Here is a 16,628-nt window from a genome sequence, read left to right as displayed (position 1 = left end):
CTCACCGCAGCTTCAGGGTCGAAAGGCCGAGCAGAGCAAGGCCAACCGCGATGATCCAGAAGCGGATCACGACCTGGCTTTCCGTCCAGCCCTTCTTTTCGAAGTGGTGATGGATCGGCGCCATCAGGAACACGCGGCGTCCCGTCAGCTTGAAGAAGCCGACCTGAATGATCACGGACAGCGTTTCCATGACGAAGAGACCGCCGATGATCGCCATGACGATCTCGTGCTTGGTGGCGACGGCAACCGTGCCGATCGTGCCGCCCAGCGCCAGCGAACCGGTGTCGCCCATGAAAATAGCCGCCGGCGGTGCGTTGAACCACAGAAAGCCGAGGCCGGCGCCGATGACCGCGCCAAGCACGACCGAAAGCTCGCCGGTACCAGGTACGAAATTGATCTGCAGATAATTGGCGAAAACCGCGTTACCCGCAAGGTAGGCGATGACGCCGAACGATGCCGCTGCGATCATCACAGGCACGATGGCAAGGCCATCGAGGCCGTCCGTGAGATTCACCGCGTTGCCGGCGCTGACGATCACGAAGCCGCCGAAGACGACGAACATGATGCCGAGATTGAGCATGAAGTCCTTGACGAACGGAAAAGCGATCGACGATCCGAAGGTCGAGCCGGCGGTGCCCGATGCAAGCGCTGCCCGCATCATGAAGAAGACGGCGATGCCGGCGATCACGAACTCGATGCCAAGGCGAGCCTTACCGGAAAAGCCCTTGTGGCTCTGCTTGCTGACCTTGAGATAGTCGTCATAGAAGCCGATCGCGCCGAACCCGAGCGTGACGAGCAGCGTCGCGACGACATAGACGTTGGAAAGATCAGCCCAGAGCAGCGACGAACCGACGATGCCGGCGAGGATCATCAGGCCGCCCATGGTCGGCGTACCGGCCTTCTTGAAATGCGTCTGCGGCCCGTCGGCGCGGATCGGCTGGCCCTTGCCCTGCCGAATGCGCAGCGAATTGATGATCATGGGTCCGAAAAGAAAGACGATCAGCGCAGAGGTAAACAGGGAGGCGCCCGTGCGGAAGGTAATGTACCTGAAGAGGTTCAAAAACTTCAGGTGTTCCGACAGTTCGACTAGCCAAATCAGCATTCAGGGCCCCTTGTTTACCCGCTCAAAATTCGCGTTGCGTGTCGGCAAATGGCGGGAACTTGTCAAGGAGCGCGGCGACAATCTTGCCGAAACCGATGCCCAGTGACGATTTTACCATCAGCACGTCGCCTGGCGCGACCGAGTCCAATACATATTCGATGAGATCTTCCGTCTTCTCGCGGTGCTCGACCTGTACGCTCTCCGGAAGCGATTCCTTGAGCGCGACCATTTCGGGACCAGCAAGCCAGACATGTTCGATGCCGGCCGCAAGCAACGGTCCAGCGAGATCAGAGTGCACCTTCTGGGCGTAGTCGCCCATCTCCAGCATATCGCCAAGCACGGCGATGCGGCGGCCGGTTCCCGTAGGAACCGAGCTTGCGAGCACGGCAATCGCCGCGCGCATCGAAGCCGGGTTGGCATTGTAGCTTTCGTCGACAACAGTAAAGGTGCCGTGATTGATCGACAGCTTGTGGCGTCGGCCCCTGCCCTTTTCCGGCTGGAGCGTCGCGAGCGCCGCGATCGCCTGCTGCAGATCGGCACCAACGATGGTCACCACGCCGAGCGCCGCAAGCGCATTTTCGGCAATGTGACGACCAGGCGCGCCGATCGCGACTTCCTTGGTCTCGCCGTCGATCGTGATCCAGAGCGTCGAGCTCTGATCGGCGCCATTGAATTCCGCAAGCCGGAACTCCGCCTTCGCATGCTGCCCAAACGAGTGGATATGCCCGATGCCGAGCGATTGTGCCGTGCGGTTGAGGAAATTGAACTGGTCGTTGTCGCGATTGAGCACCACATGGCCGCCGGGCACGACGCCCTCGAAGATCTCGGCCTTGGCGGTCGCGATTTCCTTGATGCTCTTGAAATTGCCGAGATGCGCCGGCGCGATCGTGGTAATGACGGCGACATGCGGCTCGATCATCTTCACCAGCGGACGGATTTCGTCGGGGTGGTTCATGCCCACTTCGAAGACGCCGAAATAGGTGTCGAGCGGCATGCGCGCGAGCGTGAGCGGTACACCCCAGTGGTTATTGAAGGATGCGACGGAGGCGTGAACCTTGCCCGACGGAGAAAGGACGCGCCGCAGCATTTCCTTGGTGGTCGTCTTTCCGACGGAGCCGGTGACGGCAATGATCTGTGCGCGGGAACGCGCACGTGCGGCCAGACCGAGCTTGCCGAGCGCCGCCAATACGTCCTCGACGACGATCATGGGAACGGTCAGGCGGCCCATGGCCGGAAGACGTGACTCGCTGACGACGAGAAGAGATGCACCATTGGCCATCGCCATCGACGCATAATCATGGCCGTCGACGCGATCGCCCTTGATGGCGAAAAAAGCTTCGCCGGGACCGATGGAGCGGCTATCGATGGAAATACCGGTAATGCCCTCAGGCAGGGCCCCGAAGGGGCGTCCCGCCATTGCGGCAATCATGTCTTCCGTGGTCCAAAGCCAGTTCACGATTTCAGCTCCTCCAAAGCCTTACGCAATTCGGCATGATCCGAAAACGGTAGGGTGACGCCTCCGATCGTCTGCCCTTCCTCATGGCCCTTGCCGGCCACGATCAGCGTATCGCCCGACGTCAGCATGCCCACAGCTTCACGGATGGCCGTTGCGCGGTCGCCGATTTCGGATGCGCAGCCCGCAGCCGCCATGATCTCGGCACGGATCATGGCGGGCTCTTCCGAGCGCGGATTGTCGTCGGTAACGATCACGACGTCAGCCAGACGGCAGGCGATTTCGCCCATGATCGGACGCTTTCCCCGATCGCGATCGCCGCCACAGCCGAACACGACGATGACGCGACCCGTCGTGAACGGGCGCACGGACTCCAGAACATTGGCCAGTGCATCGGGCTTGTGCGCGTAGTCGACATAGGCCAGCGCGCCATCCCTGGTATGGCCGACGAGTTCGAGACGACCGGACGCGCCCTGAAGCTTCTCCAGCGCTGCCATGGCAACCTTGGCCGGAACGCCTGTGGACATCGCAAGGCCCGCGGCAACGAGCGCGTTAGCCACCTGGAAATCGCCCGCGAGCGGAATATCCACTTCGAAGATCTCGCCGTCGACATGGATCTCCGCGACCTGCTTGTGCCGGAAATGCTCGACACGCTTCAACGTCAGATAATCGCCCTTGCGGCCCACGGTGCGAACATCGTGCCCCGCGTCTTTCGCCGCGGCGATCGCCTGCGCCGACCAGGCATCATCGGCGAAGATCACCGCCGGCGAGCCCTTTGGCAACAGCGTATCGAACAGCCGCATCTTCGCGGCCATGTAGCTCTCGATCGTCGGATGATAGTCCATGTGATCGCGGCCGAGATTGGTGAAGGCGGCAGCCGCGAGCTTCACGCCATCGAGCCGGCACTGGTCAAGGCCGTGGCTGGATGCTTCCATCGACGCGTGGGTCACACCCTCGTCGGAAAGCTCCGCCAGAAGCGCATGCAGGGAAACCGGATCAGGCGTCGTCAGCGAGCCGTATTCGTTGCGGGTTGGCGAGACGACGCCGGTCGTGCCGATCATCGCTGCTGGGTGCCCCGCATGGGCCCAGATCTGGCGGGTGAAGGAGGCGACGGAGGTCTTGCCGGCGGTGCCCGTGACGGCGACCGTCGTTTCCGGCTGCTTGCCGTAGAAATGCGAAGCGCCGATGGACAGGAACCGGCGAGGCTCGCTCACCACAAGAACCGGAATGGAGGCATCGGCGCTGTGGGCAGCAATGGCGACGGCGGCACCGCGCGCCGCCGCGTCGGCGATGAAGCCAGCGCCATCGGCCTTGGTACCGGCAACGGCAACGAACGCCATGCCGGGCGCAATCTTCCTGCTATCGGAGGAAAGGCCGGAAATCTCCAGCCCGCCTACCAGTCCGTCCAGCTGGTCCTTGAGTTCAGGAAACGCGTTTCCCGCGAGGTCTCTCAATCTCATCGAATGTACTTTTCTTCTTCGAGCCGCCGCGCCCCCATGGCGAATCGGCTGCGACATTCATTCAGACTCAATAAGACACCAACATGGCCGATCCGTCGTCACCGAACTTCGGTTCCACACCAAGGATTGGTGCGGCACGTGCAATGATGTTCTTGACCATCGGAGCAGCGGTATAAGCGGCGATGTTCTGCCCCTTCTCGCCATTGTGCGGTTCGTCACAGAATGTCAGCACCACATACTTCGGATCGTCGATCGGAAATGCCGCCAGGAAGGCATTGAAGTTGAGGTTCGACGCATAGCGTCCGTTGACGACCTTGTCGGCCGTCCCGGTCTTGCCGCCGACGTTGAATCCCGGAACGTCGGCGTTACGGCCGGATCCCTTGATGCCGTTCAGCTTGAAGAGATAGCGCACATCATCGCTCGTGGTCTTCTTGACGACCACTTCGGCAACATCGTCTGCCTGTTCGCGCGTTCTGGGCAGGAAGGTCGGCTCGATCAGCTTGCCGCCATTGACGAGTGCGGCACCCGCAACGGCCGTCTGCAGCGGTGTCGTGGAGACACCGTGACCGAAGGAGATCGTCACCGAGTTGATCTTCTTCCAGACTTTCGGCTGGCTCGGCATCTTCACCTCGGGCAGCTCCGTCTGCATCTTCGTCAGCAGGCCGAGCTTCGTCAGGTAGTCCTTCTGCGCGTCGATGCCGACGATGTCGATGATGCGCGCAGTACCGACGTTGGACGAATACTGGAAGACTTCGGGAAGGGTCAGCCAGCGGCGCTGGCCATGGAAATCGTGAATGGTGAAACCGCCGATATGAATCGGCTGCGTCGCGTCGAAGCTATCGGTCAGCTTGACCTTGCCGGTATCGAGCGCCATCGCCAGGGAGAAGGTCTTGAAGGTCGAGCCCATTTCGAACGTGCCGTTCGACATGCGGTTCAGCCAGCCTTCCTTGGCGCCTTCCATCGGATTGTTCGGATCGAAGTCGGGTGCCGAGGCCATGGCCAGCACTTCACCCGTGTGAATGTCGAGGACGACGGCACCGGCGCCCTTGGCCTCGTAGTTGGTGACGGCATTGGCAACGACATCACGCACGATATTCTGGACACGAATGTCGATCGACAGCTTAACCGGCTCAAGCGGCTGGTCGCTCGTCATACCGACGGAAGCGAGATCCGCCAATCCCTGGTCGTCGATATACTTCTCCATGCCGGCAACGCCGCGGTTGTCGATATTGACGTAACCGAGAATGTGCGCGGCCGTCGCGCCGCCCGGATAGAAGCGACGCTTCTCCGGGCGGAAGCCGATACCAGGAATGCCAAGCGCCAGGATCTGGCTCTGCTGCTTCGGCGTAAGCTGGCGGCGCAGCCATGCAAAGTGAGAGTTGCGATTGGCGAGCTTCTTGTACGTACCTTTCACATCAAGGTCGGGCAGAACCGTCGAAAGCTTTTCGACGGCCTCGTCGGCGTCGACGACCTTGTTCGGCTCGGCAAACAGCGAAACGGTGCGGATATCGGTGGCAAGAACCTCGCCATTCCGGTCGAGAATGTCAGGGCGGGACGCCATCAGGCGATCCGGCGGCAGGATGCTCGATACCACATCGGGATCACGGATCGCATATTCCACCAAACGACCGCCGATCACGCAGTAGACGCCAAGGAAGGCGACAATCAGCAGGCCGACGCGGCTTTTTGCCTGTCCCGCGCGCTTCTTGCGCGATCCCTGGATCGCGACGTTGCCTGAGGGGCCGCCAAAACGACTGTAAACGCCGGCGGAAAAATGCGCTTGGCTCTTTGAAACCATGATGCGTGAAAGAAAGGACATCTCTACTCCACAGATCCGGTTGCCATCAAATCGTCGTCCTCAGCTTCGGGCTTCGCGGGCACAGCCTTTGGCTTGCTCTTCGTGCCGCCCGCCTTGGCCTCGGTCACATCAGGCACGGGAACCTGCGACTTCAGCATCGGCAGCTCCTTGGCGTGAACAAGCGACGTCGATGGCGTCGGCTGCAGCTGGAGCTCACTGTTGTAATTATTGACCAGCCGCTCGAGCCGGTTCGGCTGCGACTGCAGCGCCCAATCCGCTTTCAGGAGGTCGATCGTATCCCGTTCGAGCTTGATCTCGGCTTCGAGGCGATGAACCTCTTCCAGCTTCAGCTCGGCACGATGCTTGATCGTATAGGTCACGGCGGCCGCTGCCGTCATGACACCGATGAGGATAAGATCGAAGGTTCTCAGCATATCAGGCTCCGAGCTTTCCGAGACTTGCAAGATTGGGCAGACCGAAGATCGACAGATCCGCAGGTTCAGCGGCAGCATCGGTCCGCAGTCCGGCACGCAGCTTGGCCGAACGCGCCCGCGGATTTGCCTCGGCTTCCGCTTCGCTCGCAGACACCATCGGCTTTCCGATCCGGTCGAAGGTCGCGGCGCGCTCATGCGCGACCGGCAGGTGGCGCGAACCGGAGGCCTTGCCGGCGCGATCGGAGAAGAACGTCTTCACGATGCGGTCTTCCAGGGAATGAAAGGTGACAACGACGAGACGACCACCGGGCTTCAGGGCGCGCTCGGCCGCAAACAGCGCCTGCGCCAGCTCGCCAAGCTCGTCATTCACGAAGATGCGCAGAGCCTGGAATACGCGCGTCGCCGGATGAATCTTGTCCTTCATCTTGCGCGGGGTAACGATCTCGATCAGACCAGCCAGATCGCGCGTCGTTTCAAATGGCTTTTCAGCGCGGCGCTTCTCGATCGCGTGAGCGATACGCGGCGCCTGGCTTTCCTCGCCAAGGAAGTGAAAGATGCGAATAAGCTCGGCCACCTTGGCGCGATTGACGACATCCGCGGCGGACACGCCCGCGGCCGACATGCGCATATCCAGCGGCCCGGACTTCTGGAAGGAAAAGCCGCGCTCGGCCTCATCGATCTGCATCGACGACACGCCGATATCGAGCACGACGCCATCCAGCCCACCGGCGGGCGCGTGATCGGCCAATTGGGAGAACTGCGAGTGAACAAGCCGGAGGTGGCCGCCGTGCGCCGCCACCAATGCCTGACCGGCGGCAATCGCCGTCGGATCGCGATCGAGCGCAACCACATCGGCACCGGCCGCCAGGATCGCCGAGGTATAACCACCGGCACCAAACGTCCCGTCCAGAATAATCTTACCGGAAGACGGCTCAAGCGCCGCAAGAACCTCGTTCAGAAGAACCGGAATATGGCGAATCGATCCGCCACCGGCATCAGATGAACCTCCGCCAGGATTCGCCACCATTCCGTTCCCTCGTTCTAGTTGGAACGCCTGCCCGCCAGCCTGCGTTCCCCTCGTGCCTGTGCCTGGGCAGCCTGAAATGCCTGCGGCTGCCACAGCTGAAAATGATCCGCCCGACCAACGAATGTCACTTCGTCCGAGATACCGGTGAAGTCGCGAATGAAATCCGTGACCATCAGCCGCCCCTCGGCGTCGAGCTTCATGAAGACCCCGCCCCCATGAACAAGAAGCGACATCTCGTTCGCGTCCGGCGAAAACGGATCCTCCGCAGCAATCTGCCGCTCGAACCTTTCGAGAAGATCCGAACCGCCGACGCTGATCGCCGGAAACACAAAGTCCTGAAAGCAATAAAGCTCCTGAACGTTGCGCTGCGCCAGTACGGAACGAAATGCCGCCGGCACGGAAACCCGGCCCTTGGAATCGATCCCGTTGGTCGCATTTGAAAGGAAGCGGCTCATGACACGAAACATCCGTTCCCGAAAGAGCCCGGACAAAAATCAGACGCCCGGAACCTCGAAATTCAGACACGGCCTCGCAAGCCGAACGAGACAAACCTCGTTCGGCGCTCCCACAGCGGGAGGCGCCTTGGCTTTGCGATGAATGGGCACCTGATTGCCCTTGCGCAGTGCATGAATGGGATAACATGGGACCATATGGGCGTCAATGGGAAACGCCCGTCTCACGATGAGCGCAGTATCGAAAATTTATAAGCTGTTAAGTTTAACAAAGGGTTAGGATCGACTGATTATGGGGCAGGCAGGCCGCCCCTTTTGCGCGCCCTGAGTGCGCCGCCAGAAATGGATTACGACTGGAAATAAGTGACCAGAAACAGGCAATTAGCCGCAGCGCCTGCAATCTCTCATCGAGCAAGCAGCACATTTTCCATGTTGGGTGTTATCTTTTGCTCGCCATATAGAGCGATGTAGTCTTCGCGGGTGATGCGCCCGGAAGCGATACCGCTGATGATGCGGTTGCAGGCCACGACACCCACACGATCTTCCGACACCTTCAGCGCCGCAGCCGCCTCCTTGCGCGACTTTTCGGAAATGCGCCTCTCGATGCATGTCTGGATGACGGAGCTTCGTGCCGCGCTGCCACCCCTGAGATAGTAGGCAACGGCGTCATATTCCGAGCCATAGGATGAACAACCGCTTGCCGTTACACATGCCACAAGAACAAACGCTGCTACGCGACGCATACCGATCTCCCAACAGAACGTGAAAGAACTATGCGATGGATCGAGACTTCGCAACCTCAGCGAGACGGCACAACAGCCACTGCCCAGCAGACAACCTGGGCGAGACAAAACTAACCAATCCGATCGAAAGACAGCCGTACGCGCCTTTTTCAAGGGCTCCACCGCACTACCTTCGGATGAGTTTAGATAGTCTAAAATAGCGCTGCACCGGGCAATTGATTACCCGCCATCCGACCACATATTACCAACCTCTAAAACAAAGACGGTGGAGTAATGCGATGACGAACTTCACATTGAAGGGGCTTCTTTCCGGGTGGGCACACGCACAGGTGCCGGTCCCGATCAAGAAGGGCATGACCGCCGACATCCGATGCGACGGCTGCGGAACGATATTCAAGCGCTGGTCCGTTCTCGCACACAGCAGCACTCTTTGCGAAGAGTGCCTGGCGAAATTGCCGACGGCACACTGACCCGATCGGGGCTCGCGGCCGACACGTCGGCGTGTGGAGGGATAATCGCCAGTTGGCCTGTAAGCCGGGTTCTGTATGGCTCCGGCCGAAACCGGAACGTGGCAGCCATTCCTCTGGGACAGCGCTCGCGCGCTGCCTCTCGCAACCCACCCGGATGACTGGCCTGGAAACCAGCCGGCCAGCTTTCGCTGGCCGCGTCATCCCTATTCGGTCTTGCTCCCGGTGGGGTTTACCTTGCCATCGCCGTTGCCGGAGATGCGGTGGGCTCTTACCCCACCCTTTCACCCTTACCTGCCAAGGCAGGCGGTTTGCTTTCTGTGGCACTTTCCCTGAGGTCGCCCTCGCCGGACGTTATCCGGCACCGTGTTTCCGTGGAGCCCGGACTTTCCTCACCCTACCGTCTTTCGACATTGGTAAAGCGCGGCTGCCCGGCCAACTGGCATGGCTCCCTTAACGGACTGTCCTGACGATTGCTACCGAAATATCGGCAGTACTCACCGGAAGTATGGCCGGAAATCGGTCACATAGCCCTGATCGCCGATTTCTCCCTCGATCAGCAGTTCAGCGCCCAGCCTTCCGATCTCGTCGGAACTCTTGGCAGCTGTTCCGCAGCCGCCGGTCAGGACGGCAATGCGCGGTGACGAAGTAAACCCGATCATCGGATAGCCGCTCGGCGTATGCGATACAACGCAGGACGCCGTGGATGTCGAAAGTGGCTCCAGCGATGGCACCAGGCGCGATATGATGCGGGTCAGGTGCGCCTGAACGCTCTCGCGCCCATCCCCCTTGAACCAGCTACGCAGCTCCGGTTCGCTGCCGAGCACCATATCATCAGGGTCGCCGCCAATCTTCAGATAGAGCCTGCCATCGGGATAGCGGATCGGCGGCAGCATATAGATGCTGTCCCGCCCTTCGCCATCATGAGCAATCAGCGCCGGCATATCGCCGAAAGCCCCGGCAGCCGCTTCGCTGATCTCGTAGAAAGCGACGGTGCGGGCATGAACCTTCATGTCAACTGGCCGCGGCAAGAGATTCTCCGCAATGGAAAAACCGCCGGCCGCCAAGAGAACTTTCTCCCCGCGATAGCACGCGCCATCCGATGTCTCGACACAGACGCCATCGGCCGTGTCGCGGATCGAGACGGCGAAATCCCTGATAACGGTGGCACCCGCCCTCTCCGCCGCCAGCGATTGCGCCTTCACGAGATTGCGCGGGCTGACATGGCCGGCCGCAGTCGCCTCGTGAACACCTTCGCTTGCGGAAGGAAAGGCAAAAAATGGAAATCTCTCCCGCAGCTGGTCGTCGCTCAGGATCGACGTCTCGATATCGAGCGAGGCCGCCGCCGCGACCGTCCGGGCCACATAGTCATCGACGCCGCCGCGTTCCGGGCCAACCACCAGGCAGCCCGCCGGCGTGTAGAAACCGATGCCGCTTTCGCGCTCTGTTTCATGATATCGCGCGATCGATCGGTGCGCGAGCAAGGCCCAATCGCGATCCGGATCGATCGTGCGCGTGATCCGGCCTTCGTCGTAATGGCTTCCAAAGACGCCACCGTGATGCTTCCGATCGACGGGTTCATCTGGGCCGATGACCGCGACGCCGTCCACCCTGCGCGCCAGATGGCGTGCCGCAGCAGCGCCCATCAGCCCGCGACCCACAACGATGTACTTGTAATTCCCGATCATGGCCGCCTGCATCTATCGAAACACCGGCGTCAGTTCCCGGCCGAAGTCCTCTTCGCCCAGTCGCCCTTGGGTTATGACGACTGCACCGAGGCGGCCCAGTTCGTCGGAGGATTTCGCGGCCACGAAGTTGCCACCGGTCAGAACGGCAATCCGCGGCGAATCCGTGTAGCCCGCATAGGGATAGCTCGTCGGCGTAAAGGTCGCGACACAGGGCGCCGCGGTGACAGGGCATCCCGCAAGCCCCGGCATCAACTGCAAGGCCGTCTCGACCAACAGGTCGCGCTCGGCGGCATCGCCATCCGAGCGGAACCAGGCACCGGCGTCTTCGAGCGTATCGAAAACCCGGGCTTCCGTATCTCCACCAAGTTTCAGGTAGGTCTTGCCATCGGGGTAGCGCACCGGGGGAAGAATATAGACGTGATCCTCGTCACGATCGCCGAAGACGATGCTGGACGGCATTTTCCCGAACAGCGCCAGTTCGCGTTCGCCGAGTTCAAAGAAGACGACCGTGCGCGCCGCCACGCGAATGTCCACCGGCGCAGGAAGAAGCTGATTGAAATTGCTGAACCCGCCGGCCGCCACGAGGACCCGCTCGGCGGTGTGGATCACGCCAGCCGCTGTGACCTCGACATGCGAGCCCGTGTCGCGAACGGCGGTAACGGTCGCGTCGATGATCGCGACCCCACCCTGCTTGGCGAGTTTGGCCTGGGCCTTGACGAGCGCGCGCGGATTGACGTGCCCCGCCCGGCGCCCTTCAAAGTAGCCCTTGAAAGACGGATCGAGGGAAAATTGCGGGAAGCGCTCGCACAACGCGGAGGGCTCCAGTGTCTCGACAGTCAGCCCGAGCGTTTCGCTGAGCTGAAGTGCCCGACCGATATACCCTTCGCCGGGACGCGGCGAAGGTCCGGCGAACAGGCAACCGGCTTCCGTATAGAAGGAAATACCGCTCTTTTCCTCGATGTCCGCGTAGCGATCGAGAGAGCGTGCCGCAAGCGTTGCCCATACCAGGTTATCGTCGAAAGTGCGCGTAATACGCGCCTCGTCATAATGGCTGGCGAAGACACCATGATGGCTCTTGCGCTCCGCCGGCTCGCGCGGACCAATCAGCGCGACGCCTTCGATCATCCCGGAAAGATGGCGGGCAGCTGCCGCGCCCATCATTCCGCATCCGACCACGATTACCTTGAAATCGACTGCCATGCTTCACCTCGTTTCGAGGTCAGATAGCACGGCTGCCGCGTTGAATCACATTCTTAAGTGGGAGCCTTAAGTGATTCACGAACAAGGATTTGCAGAGGATCAGTCGATCATTGCGAGCACTTTGCCGCAATAAGCCTTCGAAACCGGGTTCATCCGGGTTGCCGCATGTCCTGCATTGTACTTCAGGATCGTGCCACAGGTCTCGCCGCCGCCCAGCTGGTGCGCCGCCGCCAAATACTTCATGCCGTACTTGATGTTGGTTTCCGGGTCGAACAGGCCCTTGCGCGTTCCTGAATAGCCCATCATGCGTGCTGTCGCAGGCTTGATCTGCATGAGCCCGATTTCGCCGGCGCTGCCGCGAGCATTCGGATTGAAGTTACTCTCGACACGAACGACCGCGCTCGCAAGCTCGACGGGAACATTGTACTGCTTGGCGTATTTTACGATGATAGCCGAATACTTGTTGGCTGCATAATTTGGAACTGCGAAACCGGTGGTGCGATCGACAGTCTTCAAAAGCACTGTCTTCTCTGACTCAGGCCCCAATTCACCCGCGAAGGCGCAATTCAATCCCATCAGCAGTGCGCTGGCGCACACCACAGCAGAAATAATCTTTCTCATGTAGTCTATTTTCTCCGACAAAAAGAATTGCCATGGCACAATAAAAGCAATGCCAAGGTACACGTCGGCAGCATTATTCATTTAAGCTGCAGACATTCTTTTATGTTTTCAATTGACGCACACCCAAACCCAAAACAAGACGAACGGCGCCGTTCAGCGAGGCGTTTAGACCATCGCAATGAGGAGATAATAGGGAAATGATGTGGCAGCGCCCCGTACCCCTAAAATCTAGGGATGTCGGGCGTTGCTGGGATGCAGCGTTACGCCGAGTATTCCGGGAGCGTTGTCAGAAGCCGGTGAAGCGTATCGATGGTCGAAAAATCCGCAATTCCGTCAACACGTTCAGGTCGAAAGTGACGCTGGAAGGCCTCGACCTCTCCGGCCATCTTGTCCGAGAATTCGCCTGATATCTCAGTCGCGTAACCGTAGAGCGACAGCATTGATTGCAATGCTTCGACCGGCTGCCCCCGATCGCCACGCTGGAAGAACCGACCGCCGGTGATGGGCGCAGGCTCGACCCAATGGCCCACACCCGCGCGATGAAGCTCCGCCCAAGGGAACTTTTCACCCGGATCCACCTTGCGAACTGGGGCGACATCGGAGTGTCCAAGCACCCTTTCAGGCGAAATTGACCAACGTTGGCCACAATCGCGACACAATTCGATCACTGCCTGGATCTGTTCTGCAGGATAGTCGGGCAACCCGCCCGGGTGTCCGGCATTGGCGATCTCGATGCCAATGGACATGGAATTGATATCGCTCTCGCCACGCCACGTGCTCTTGCCCGCGTGCCAGGCGCGACGCGCCTCCGGCACGAGTTGCACGACCTCGCCGTTCTCGTGAACAAAATAGTGGCTGGAAACCTGGCTCTCTTCCCGACAGAGCCACTCGAGAGCGCCCTCTGGCGTCGGCATTCCTGTATAATGAAGCAGGATCATATCTGGGCGACGATCGCCCACGCGTTCACCATGGTTCGGCGATGCCTTTACGGTCGCCTTCCGATAATCCGCCTCGAACGAGGTCATGCTGCCCGGCGTTCCTTCTCGATCGCTTCATAGGCGGCATTGAGAGCCGCCATGCGTTCATTGGCGATTGCATGGAATTCTGCCGGCACACCACGCGAAATCAGCCGATCGGGGTGATGTTCACTGACAAGACCGTGGTAGCGCCGACGAATGGTCGTGAAGTCATCCGACGGCGAGACACCGAGCACCTTGTAAGGATCCCGGCCCATGGAAACATGGCGCACGGCGATGCGATCGAAGCGCTCGTCGCTCATGTGGAAGATCTCTGCCACATGCCTGAGGAACTCCATTTCTTTCTCGTGGATCAGCCCATCGGCCTTGGCGATATGGAAGAGCCCGTCGAGAACTTCCTCCAGCACGGGGCAATTCGCGGCACAGGTTACGCAAAGCGACGACAGACGCTCCGCATAGGCTTCGTATCCGGCGACGTCCTGACGAGCGAGATTATAGAGACGGGCAACGTTCTTGGCCTGCTCCGGCGGAAACTCGAAGATCTCGCGAAACGCATCGACCTCCTTCTCCGTCACGATCCCGTCAGCCTTGGCCATCTTGGCAGACAGCGCGATGATCGCCACCGAAAACGCGACCTTTCGGCGGGTTTCCGGATCGCCTTCAAAAACCGTGCGGATTGCCTCGACCACTGCGGAAAGCGCGTTTCCGGCGGCATTTCCGATGGCATTCAGCAGTTTTTCCCAGAAGGACATCAACGTCTCGCGTGTAGCAAAAGGAGAAACACCTTGACCAAATAAAGGTTGCGTTTGCAAGACGACGATTGGTCGTAGCGTTGAAAACATCTTTCACAATTCGGTAATTATCGCCGTGGATTGCGCATTCATCGCATTCGCGTGGCGTCGCATAAATCAAATGAATTGGACACAATCGCGTGACGATGGCAGCGCTCTCGCCATTCATTTGCGAGAGATTCCATGCCATTTTCCGACCGACCGCAGATCTTCGGGCTCATTCTGGGCTTTATAGGGGTTCTCATTTTTGGCGCGACGCTGCCGATGACGCACATCGCCCTGCAAGGTTTCTCGCCATACTTCATCACTCTGGGGCGCGCCGCGATCGCCTCCGTTGCCGCCATGATCGCTCTGGCTGTCTTCCGCCGCCCGTTTCCGAGGAAGCATTTTCCAGCGCTCTTCGGCGCCGGTGTCGGCGTCGTCTTCGGCTTTCCCGGTTTTTCCTCGATCGCCATGCAGACGATCCCGGCGACCCACGGCGGCGTCGTGCTCGGCGTCCTGCCGCTGCTGACATCGATCTTCGCGGCGATCATCGACGGCGAGCGACCCGGCCCGCTCTTCTGGGCATGCGGCGTGGCCGGCGCGCTGATCGTCATCATCTTCTCGATAAGAGGCAGCGGCTTTCATCTCTCCGCCGGCGACCTCTGGCTTCTCGCTGCGGCCGTGTCGGCAGCGCTTGGATATGTGCTCCTTGCCCGCCTGTCGCGCGACCTGTCCGGCTGGGAGGCGATTTCCTGGGCCTTGGTGGTTACGTTTCCGCTCTCGCTGCTCGGCACCATTCTCGTCGCGCCATCCGGTATTCACGCCCCCGGCGCCGGTGAATATGGAGCGCTTGCCTATCTCAGCCTGATGTCGATGTTCGGCGGTTTCGTCTTCTGGAACGCCGGGCTTGCGATTGGCGGAATCGCGCGGGTGGCACAGGTCCAGCTGCTCCAGTCCTTCGTGACGCTGGCGATTTCCACAACCCTTCTGAAAGAGCAACTCGGGCTTGAAACGATTATATTCGCACTTCTCGTCGCCTTCGTGGTTTGGCTGGGGCGAAAGGCTCGATTTTCATAGAAACAACACTTTACAGGTCTCTTTCCCTGCCGCATCCATGCGTTACCTACGCCGCACATAACAGTGCAGATACGATCGAGGAGAGATCATGGCCAAACAGAAAGTCGCGTTGCTCACCGCCGGAGGCCTGGCCCCTTGTCTCTCCTCCGCGGTCGGCGGCCTTATCGAACGCTACAGCGACGTAGCTCCCGACCTCGAGCTGATTGCCTATCGCTCGGGCTACCAGGGCGTGCTGCTGGGCGACAGCATCAAGATCACCCCCGAGATGCGGGAAAAGGCCCCTCTCCTGCACCGCTATGGTGGCTCGCCGATCGGCAATAGCCGCGTCAAGCTCACCAACGCCGCCGATTGCGTCAAACGCGGACTGGTCAAGGAAGGCGAAAACCCGTTGCGCGTCGCCGCCGAGCGCCTCGCGAACGACGGCGTCACCATCCTCCACACTATCGGTGGCGATGACACCAACACCACCGCCGCCGACCTCGCTGCCTATCTGGCTGCAAACGGCTACAATCTGACCGTCGTCGGACTGCCGAAGACGGTCGACAACGACGTTGTTCCGATCCGTCAATCGCTCGGCGCATGGACGGCTGCTGAAGTCGGTGCTCACTTCTTCGACAATGTCAGCAACGAGCAGACGGCCGCGCCGCGCACGCTGATCATTCATGAAGTCATGGGACGCCATTGCGGCTGGCTGACGGCTGCCACCGCCCGCGCATACCTGCAGCGCACCAAGCATTATGAATATGTCGATGGCTTTATGACCAACACCAAAATGAAGAGCATCGATGCGGTCTACTTGCCTGAAACGGTCTTCGACCTCGACCAGGAAGCCGCGCGCCTGAAAGAGGTCATGGACCGTACCGGCCATGCAACGGTGTTCGTCTCGGAAGGCGCCTGCCTCGACGCGATCGTAGCCGAGCGCGAAGCAGCCGGCGATACCGTCAAGCGCGACGCTTTCGGCCACGTCAAGATCGACACGATCAATGTCGGCGCCTGGTTCCAGAAGCAGTTTGCAAGCCTTCTGGATGCCGAACGCTCGCTGGTTCAGAAGTCCGGTTATTTTGCGCGCTCCGCACCGGCAAATGTCGACGATCTACGCCTGATCCAGAGCATGACCGACCTTGCCGTCGAAAGCGCTCTCAACAAGGTATCGGGCGTCACCGGCCACGACGAGGCGCAGAATGGCAAGCTCCGCACGATCGAATTCCCACGGATCAAGGGCGGCAAGGCCTTCGATACGTCGGTTGCCTGGTTTGCGGAAGTGATGGACACGATCGGGCAGAAATACAAAGAAGCATGATTGACGCAAGGCCGATATGGTGTCTTTGCTTCTATCGTAATGGATAGGAGGAGATT

Annotated in this window: 16 protein-coding genes and 1 other RNA gene; 3 read left to right on the top strand and 14 right to left on the bottom strand. The window is 60.1% G+C overall.

The genetic code is table 11. From position 1 onward, the window contains the following. Position 1 precedes the first annotated feature (1 nt). The 8 genes from mraY to A6U87_RS22760 all read right to left on the bottom strand — a co-directional run bounded on the left by mraY (position 2) and on the right by A6U87_RS22760 (position 8,469). Positions 2-1,102, bottom strand: coding sequence for a phospho-N-acetylmuramoyl-pentapeptide-transferase (gene mraY, locus A6U87_RS22795; RefSeq protein ID WP_065693592.1), 1,101 nt, complete (start codon positions 1,100-1,102; stop codon positions 2-4). Between the two features lie 22 nt (positions 1,103-1,124). Beyond that, positions 1,125-2,558 carry a UDP-N-acetylmuramoylalanyl-D-glutamyl-2,6-diaminopimelate--D-alanyl-D-alanine ligase gene (locus A6U87_RS22790; RefSeq protein ID WP_065693591.1) on the bottom strand — a complete coding sequence of 478 codons (1,434 nt, stop codon included), beginning with the start codon at positions 2,556-2,558 and terminating at the stop codon, positions 1,125-1,127. Then, positions 2,555-4,015 (bottom strand): UDP-N-acetylmuramoyl-L-alanyl-D-glutamate--2,6-diaminopimelate ligase, encoded by a 1,461-nt coding sequence (locus tag A6U87_RS22785; protein WP_065693590.1) that lies wholly within the window; start codon positions 4,013-4,015, stop codon positions 2,555-2,557. Before A6U87_RS22785 ends, A6U87_RS22790 begins: the two co-directional genes overlap by 4 nt. A gap of 67 nt (positions 4,016-4,082) precedes the next feature. Then, on the bottom strand, positions 4,083-5,834 hold the full coding sequence (locus A6U87_RS22780) for a penicillin-binding protein 2 (RefSeq protein ID WP_065693589.1): 1,752 nt from the start codon (positions 5,832-5,834) through the stop codon (positions 4,083-4,085). Positions 5,835-5,836: 2 nt separating this feature from the next. After that, entirely contained in the window at positions 5,837-6,247 is a 411-nt protein-coding gene (locus tag A6U87_RS22775; RefSeq protein ID WP_065693588.1) for a hypothetical protein, read from the bottom strand. Between the two features lies 1 nt (position 6,248). Then, entirely contained in the window at positions 6,249-7,274 is a 1,026-nt protein-coding gene (gene rsmH / locus A6U87_RS22770) for a 16S rRNA (cytosine(1402)-N(4))-methyltransferase RsmH (protein ID WP_065693587.1), read from the bottom strand. Between the two features lie 14 nt (positions 7,275-7,288). After that, complete coding sequence (gene mraZ, locus A6U87_RS22765) at positions 7,289-7,729, bottom strand: division/cell wall cluster transcriptional repressor MraZ (protein WP_065693785.1); 441 nt, start codon at positions 7,727-7,729, stop codon at positions 7,289-7,291. A 401-nt stretch (positions 7,730-8,130) separates the two neighbouring features. Next, positions 8,131-8,469, bottom strand: a complete 339-nt coding sequence (locus A6U87_RS22760; RefSeq protein ID WP_065693586.1) for a hypothetical protein — start codon at positions 8,467-8,469, stop codon at positions 8,131-8,133. 278 nt (positions 8,470-8,747) lie between these two features. On the opposite strand from A6U87_RS22760, the gene A6U87_RS22755 reads away from it, so the two are divergent. After that, positions 8,748-8,939: a hypothetical protein gene (locus A6U87_RS22755; RefSeq protein WP_065693585.1), complete on the top strand. Its 192-nt coding sequence runs from the start codon at positions 8,748-8,750 to the stop codon at positions 8,937-8,939. A 44-nt stretch (positions 8,940-8,983) separates the two neighbouring features. Here the strand turns inward: A6U87_RS22755 and rnpB are convergent. The 6 genes from rnpB to A6U87_RS22725 form a co-directional block, all read right to left on the bottom strand. Further along, positions 8,984-9,379: RNase P RNA component class A (rnpB, locus tag A6U87_RS22750), an RNA gene on the bottom strand. Positions 9,380-9,433: 54 nt separating this feature from the next. After that, the gene (locus tag A6U87_RS22745) at positions 9,434-10,624 is read right to left on the bottom strand and encodes an FAD-binding oxidoreductase (protein ID WP_065693784.1); all 1,191 of its coding nucleotides are present in this window, start codon (positions 10,622-10,624) and stop codon (positions 9,434-9,436) included. A gap of 12 nt (positions 10,625-10,636) precedes the next feature. Beyond that, positions 10,637-11,824, bottom strand: a complete 1,188-nt coding sequence (locus A6U87_RS22740) for an FAD-binding oxidoreductase (protein ID WP_065693584.1) — start codon at positions 11,822-11,824, stop codon at positions 10,637-10,639. A gap of 99 nt (positions 11,825-11,923) precedes the next feature. After that, positions 11,924-12,400 (bottom strand): lytic transglycosylase domain-containing protein, encoded by a 477-nt coding sequence (locus A6U87_RS22735; RefSeq protein WP_244499561.1) that lies wholly within the window; start codon positions 12,398-12,400, stop codon positions 11,924-11,926. Positions 12,401-12,705: 305 nt separating this feature from the next. Next, on the bottom strand, positions 12,706-13,470 hold the full coding sequence (locus tag A6U87_RS22730) for an N-acetylmuramoyl-L-alanine amidase (RefSeq protein ID WP_065693582.1): 765 nt from the start codon (positions 13,468-13,470) through the stop codon (positions 12,706-12,708). Beyond that, positions 13,467-14,174: a DnaJ family molecular chaperone gene (locus A6U87_RS22725; RefSeq protein ID WP_065693581.1), complete on the bottom strand. Its 708-nt coding sequence runs from the start codon at positions 14,172-14,174 to the stop codon at positions 13,467-13,469. Before A6U87_RS22725 ends, A6U87_RS22730 begins: the two co-directional genes overlap by 4 nt. 222 nt (positions 14,175-14,396) lie before the next feature. Here A6U87_RS22725 and A6U87_RS22720 point away from each other — a divergent pair, with 222 nt between their 5' ends. Both A6U87_RS22720 and A6U87_RS22715 read left to right on the top strand, forming a co-directional pair. Then, a complete protein-coding gene (locus A6U87_RS22720; protein ID WP_065693580.1) occupies positions 14,397-15,272 on the top strand; it encodes a DMT family transporter in 876 nt (291 codons plus the stop codon). An 88-nt stretch (positions 15,273-15,360) separates the two neighbouring features. Further along, positions 15,361-16,572, top strand: a complete 1,212-nt coding sequence (locus A6U87_RS22715) for a pyrophosphate--fructose-6-phosphate 1-phosphotransferase (RefSeq protein WP_065693579.1) — start codon at positions 15,361-15,363, stop codon at positions 16,570-16,572. Positions 16,573-16,628 lie beyond the last annotated feature (56 nt).

Source organism: Rhizobium sp. AC44/96 (assembly GCF_001692185.1).
Taxonomy (GTDB): Bacteria; Pseudomonadota; Alphaproteobacteria; order Rhizobiales; family Rhizobiaceae; genus Rhizobium.
The sequence above is the reverse complement of the archived record's forward strand: the minus strand, read 5'-3'. Positions and strand labels throughout refer to the sequence as shown.

Coding starts and splice junctions, on each gene's coding strand:
- mraY (WP_065693592.1), bottom strand. CDS start 1,102: ATGCTGATTTGGCTAGTCGAACTGTCGGAACACCTGAAGTTTTTGAAC.
- A6U87_RS22785 (WP_065693590.1), bottom strand. CDS start 4,015: ATGAGATTGAGAGACCTCGCGGGAAACGCGTTTCCTGAACTCAAGGAC.
- A6U87_RS22780 (WP_065693589.1), bottom strand. CDS start 5,834: ATGTCCTTTCTTTCACGCATCATGGTTTCAAAGAGCCAAGCGCATTTT.
- A6U87_RS22775 (WP_065693588.1), bottom strand. CDS start 6,247: ATGCTGAGAACCTTCGATCTTATCCTCATCGGTGTCATGACGGCAGCG.
- rsmH (WP_065693587.1), bottom strand. CDS start 7,274: ATGGTGGCGAATCCTGGCGGAGGTTCATCTGATGCCGGTGGCGGATCG.
- mraZ (WP_065693785.1), bottom strand. CDS start 7,729: ATGAGCCGCTTCCTTTCAAATGCGACCAACGGGATCGATTCCAAGGGC.
- A6U87_RS22760 (WP_065693586.1), bottom strand. CDS start 8,469: ATGCGTCGCGTAGCAGCGTTTGTTCTTGTGGCATGTGTAACGGCAAGC.
- A6U87_RS22755 (WP_065693585.1), top strand. CDS start 8,748: ATGACGAACTTCACATTGAAGGGGCTTCTTTCCGGGTGGGCACACGCA.
- A6U87_RS22745 (WP_065693784.1), bottom strand. CDS start 10,624: ATGATCGGGAATTACAAGTACATCGTTGTGGGTCGCGGGCTGATGGGC.
- A6U87_RS22740 (WP_065693584.1), bottom strand. CDS start 11,824: ATGGCAGTCGATTTCAAGGTAATCGTGGTCGGATGCGGAATGATGGGC.
- A6U87_RS22735 (WP_244499561.1), bottom strand. CDS start 12,400: ATGGGATTGAATTGCGCCTTCGCGGGTGAATTGGGGCCTGAGTCAGAG.
- A6U87_RS22730 (WP_065693582.1), bottom strand. CDS start 13,470: ATGACCTCGTTCGAGGCGGATTATCGGAAGGCGACCGTAAAGGCATCG.
- A6U87_RS22725 (WP_065693581.1), bottom strand. CDS start 14,174: ATGTCCTTCTGGGAAAAACTGCTGAATGCCATCGGAAATGCCGCCGGA.
- A6U87_RS22720 (WP_065693580.1), top strand. CDS start 14,397: ATGCCATTTTCCGACCGACCGCAGATCTTCGGGCTCATTCTGGGCTTT.
- A6U87_RS22715 (WP_065693579.1), top strand. CDS start 15,361: ATGGCCAAACAGAAAGTCGCGTTGCTCACCGCCGGAGGCCTGGCCCCT.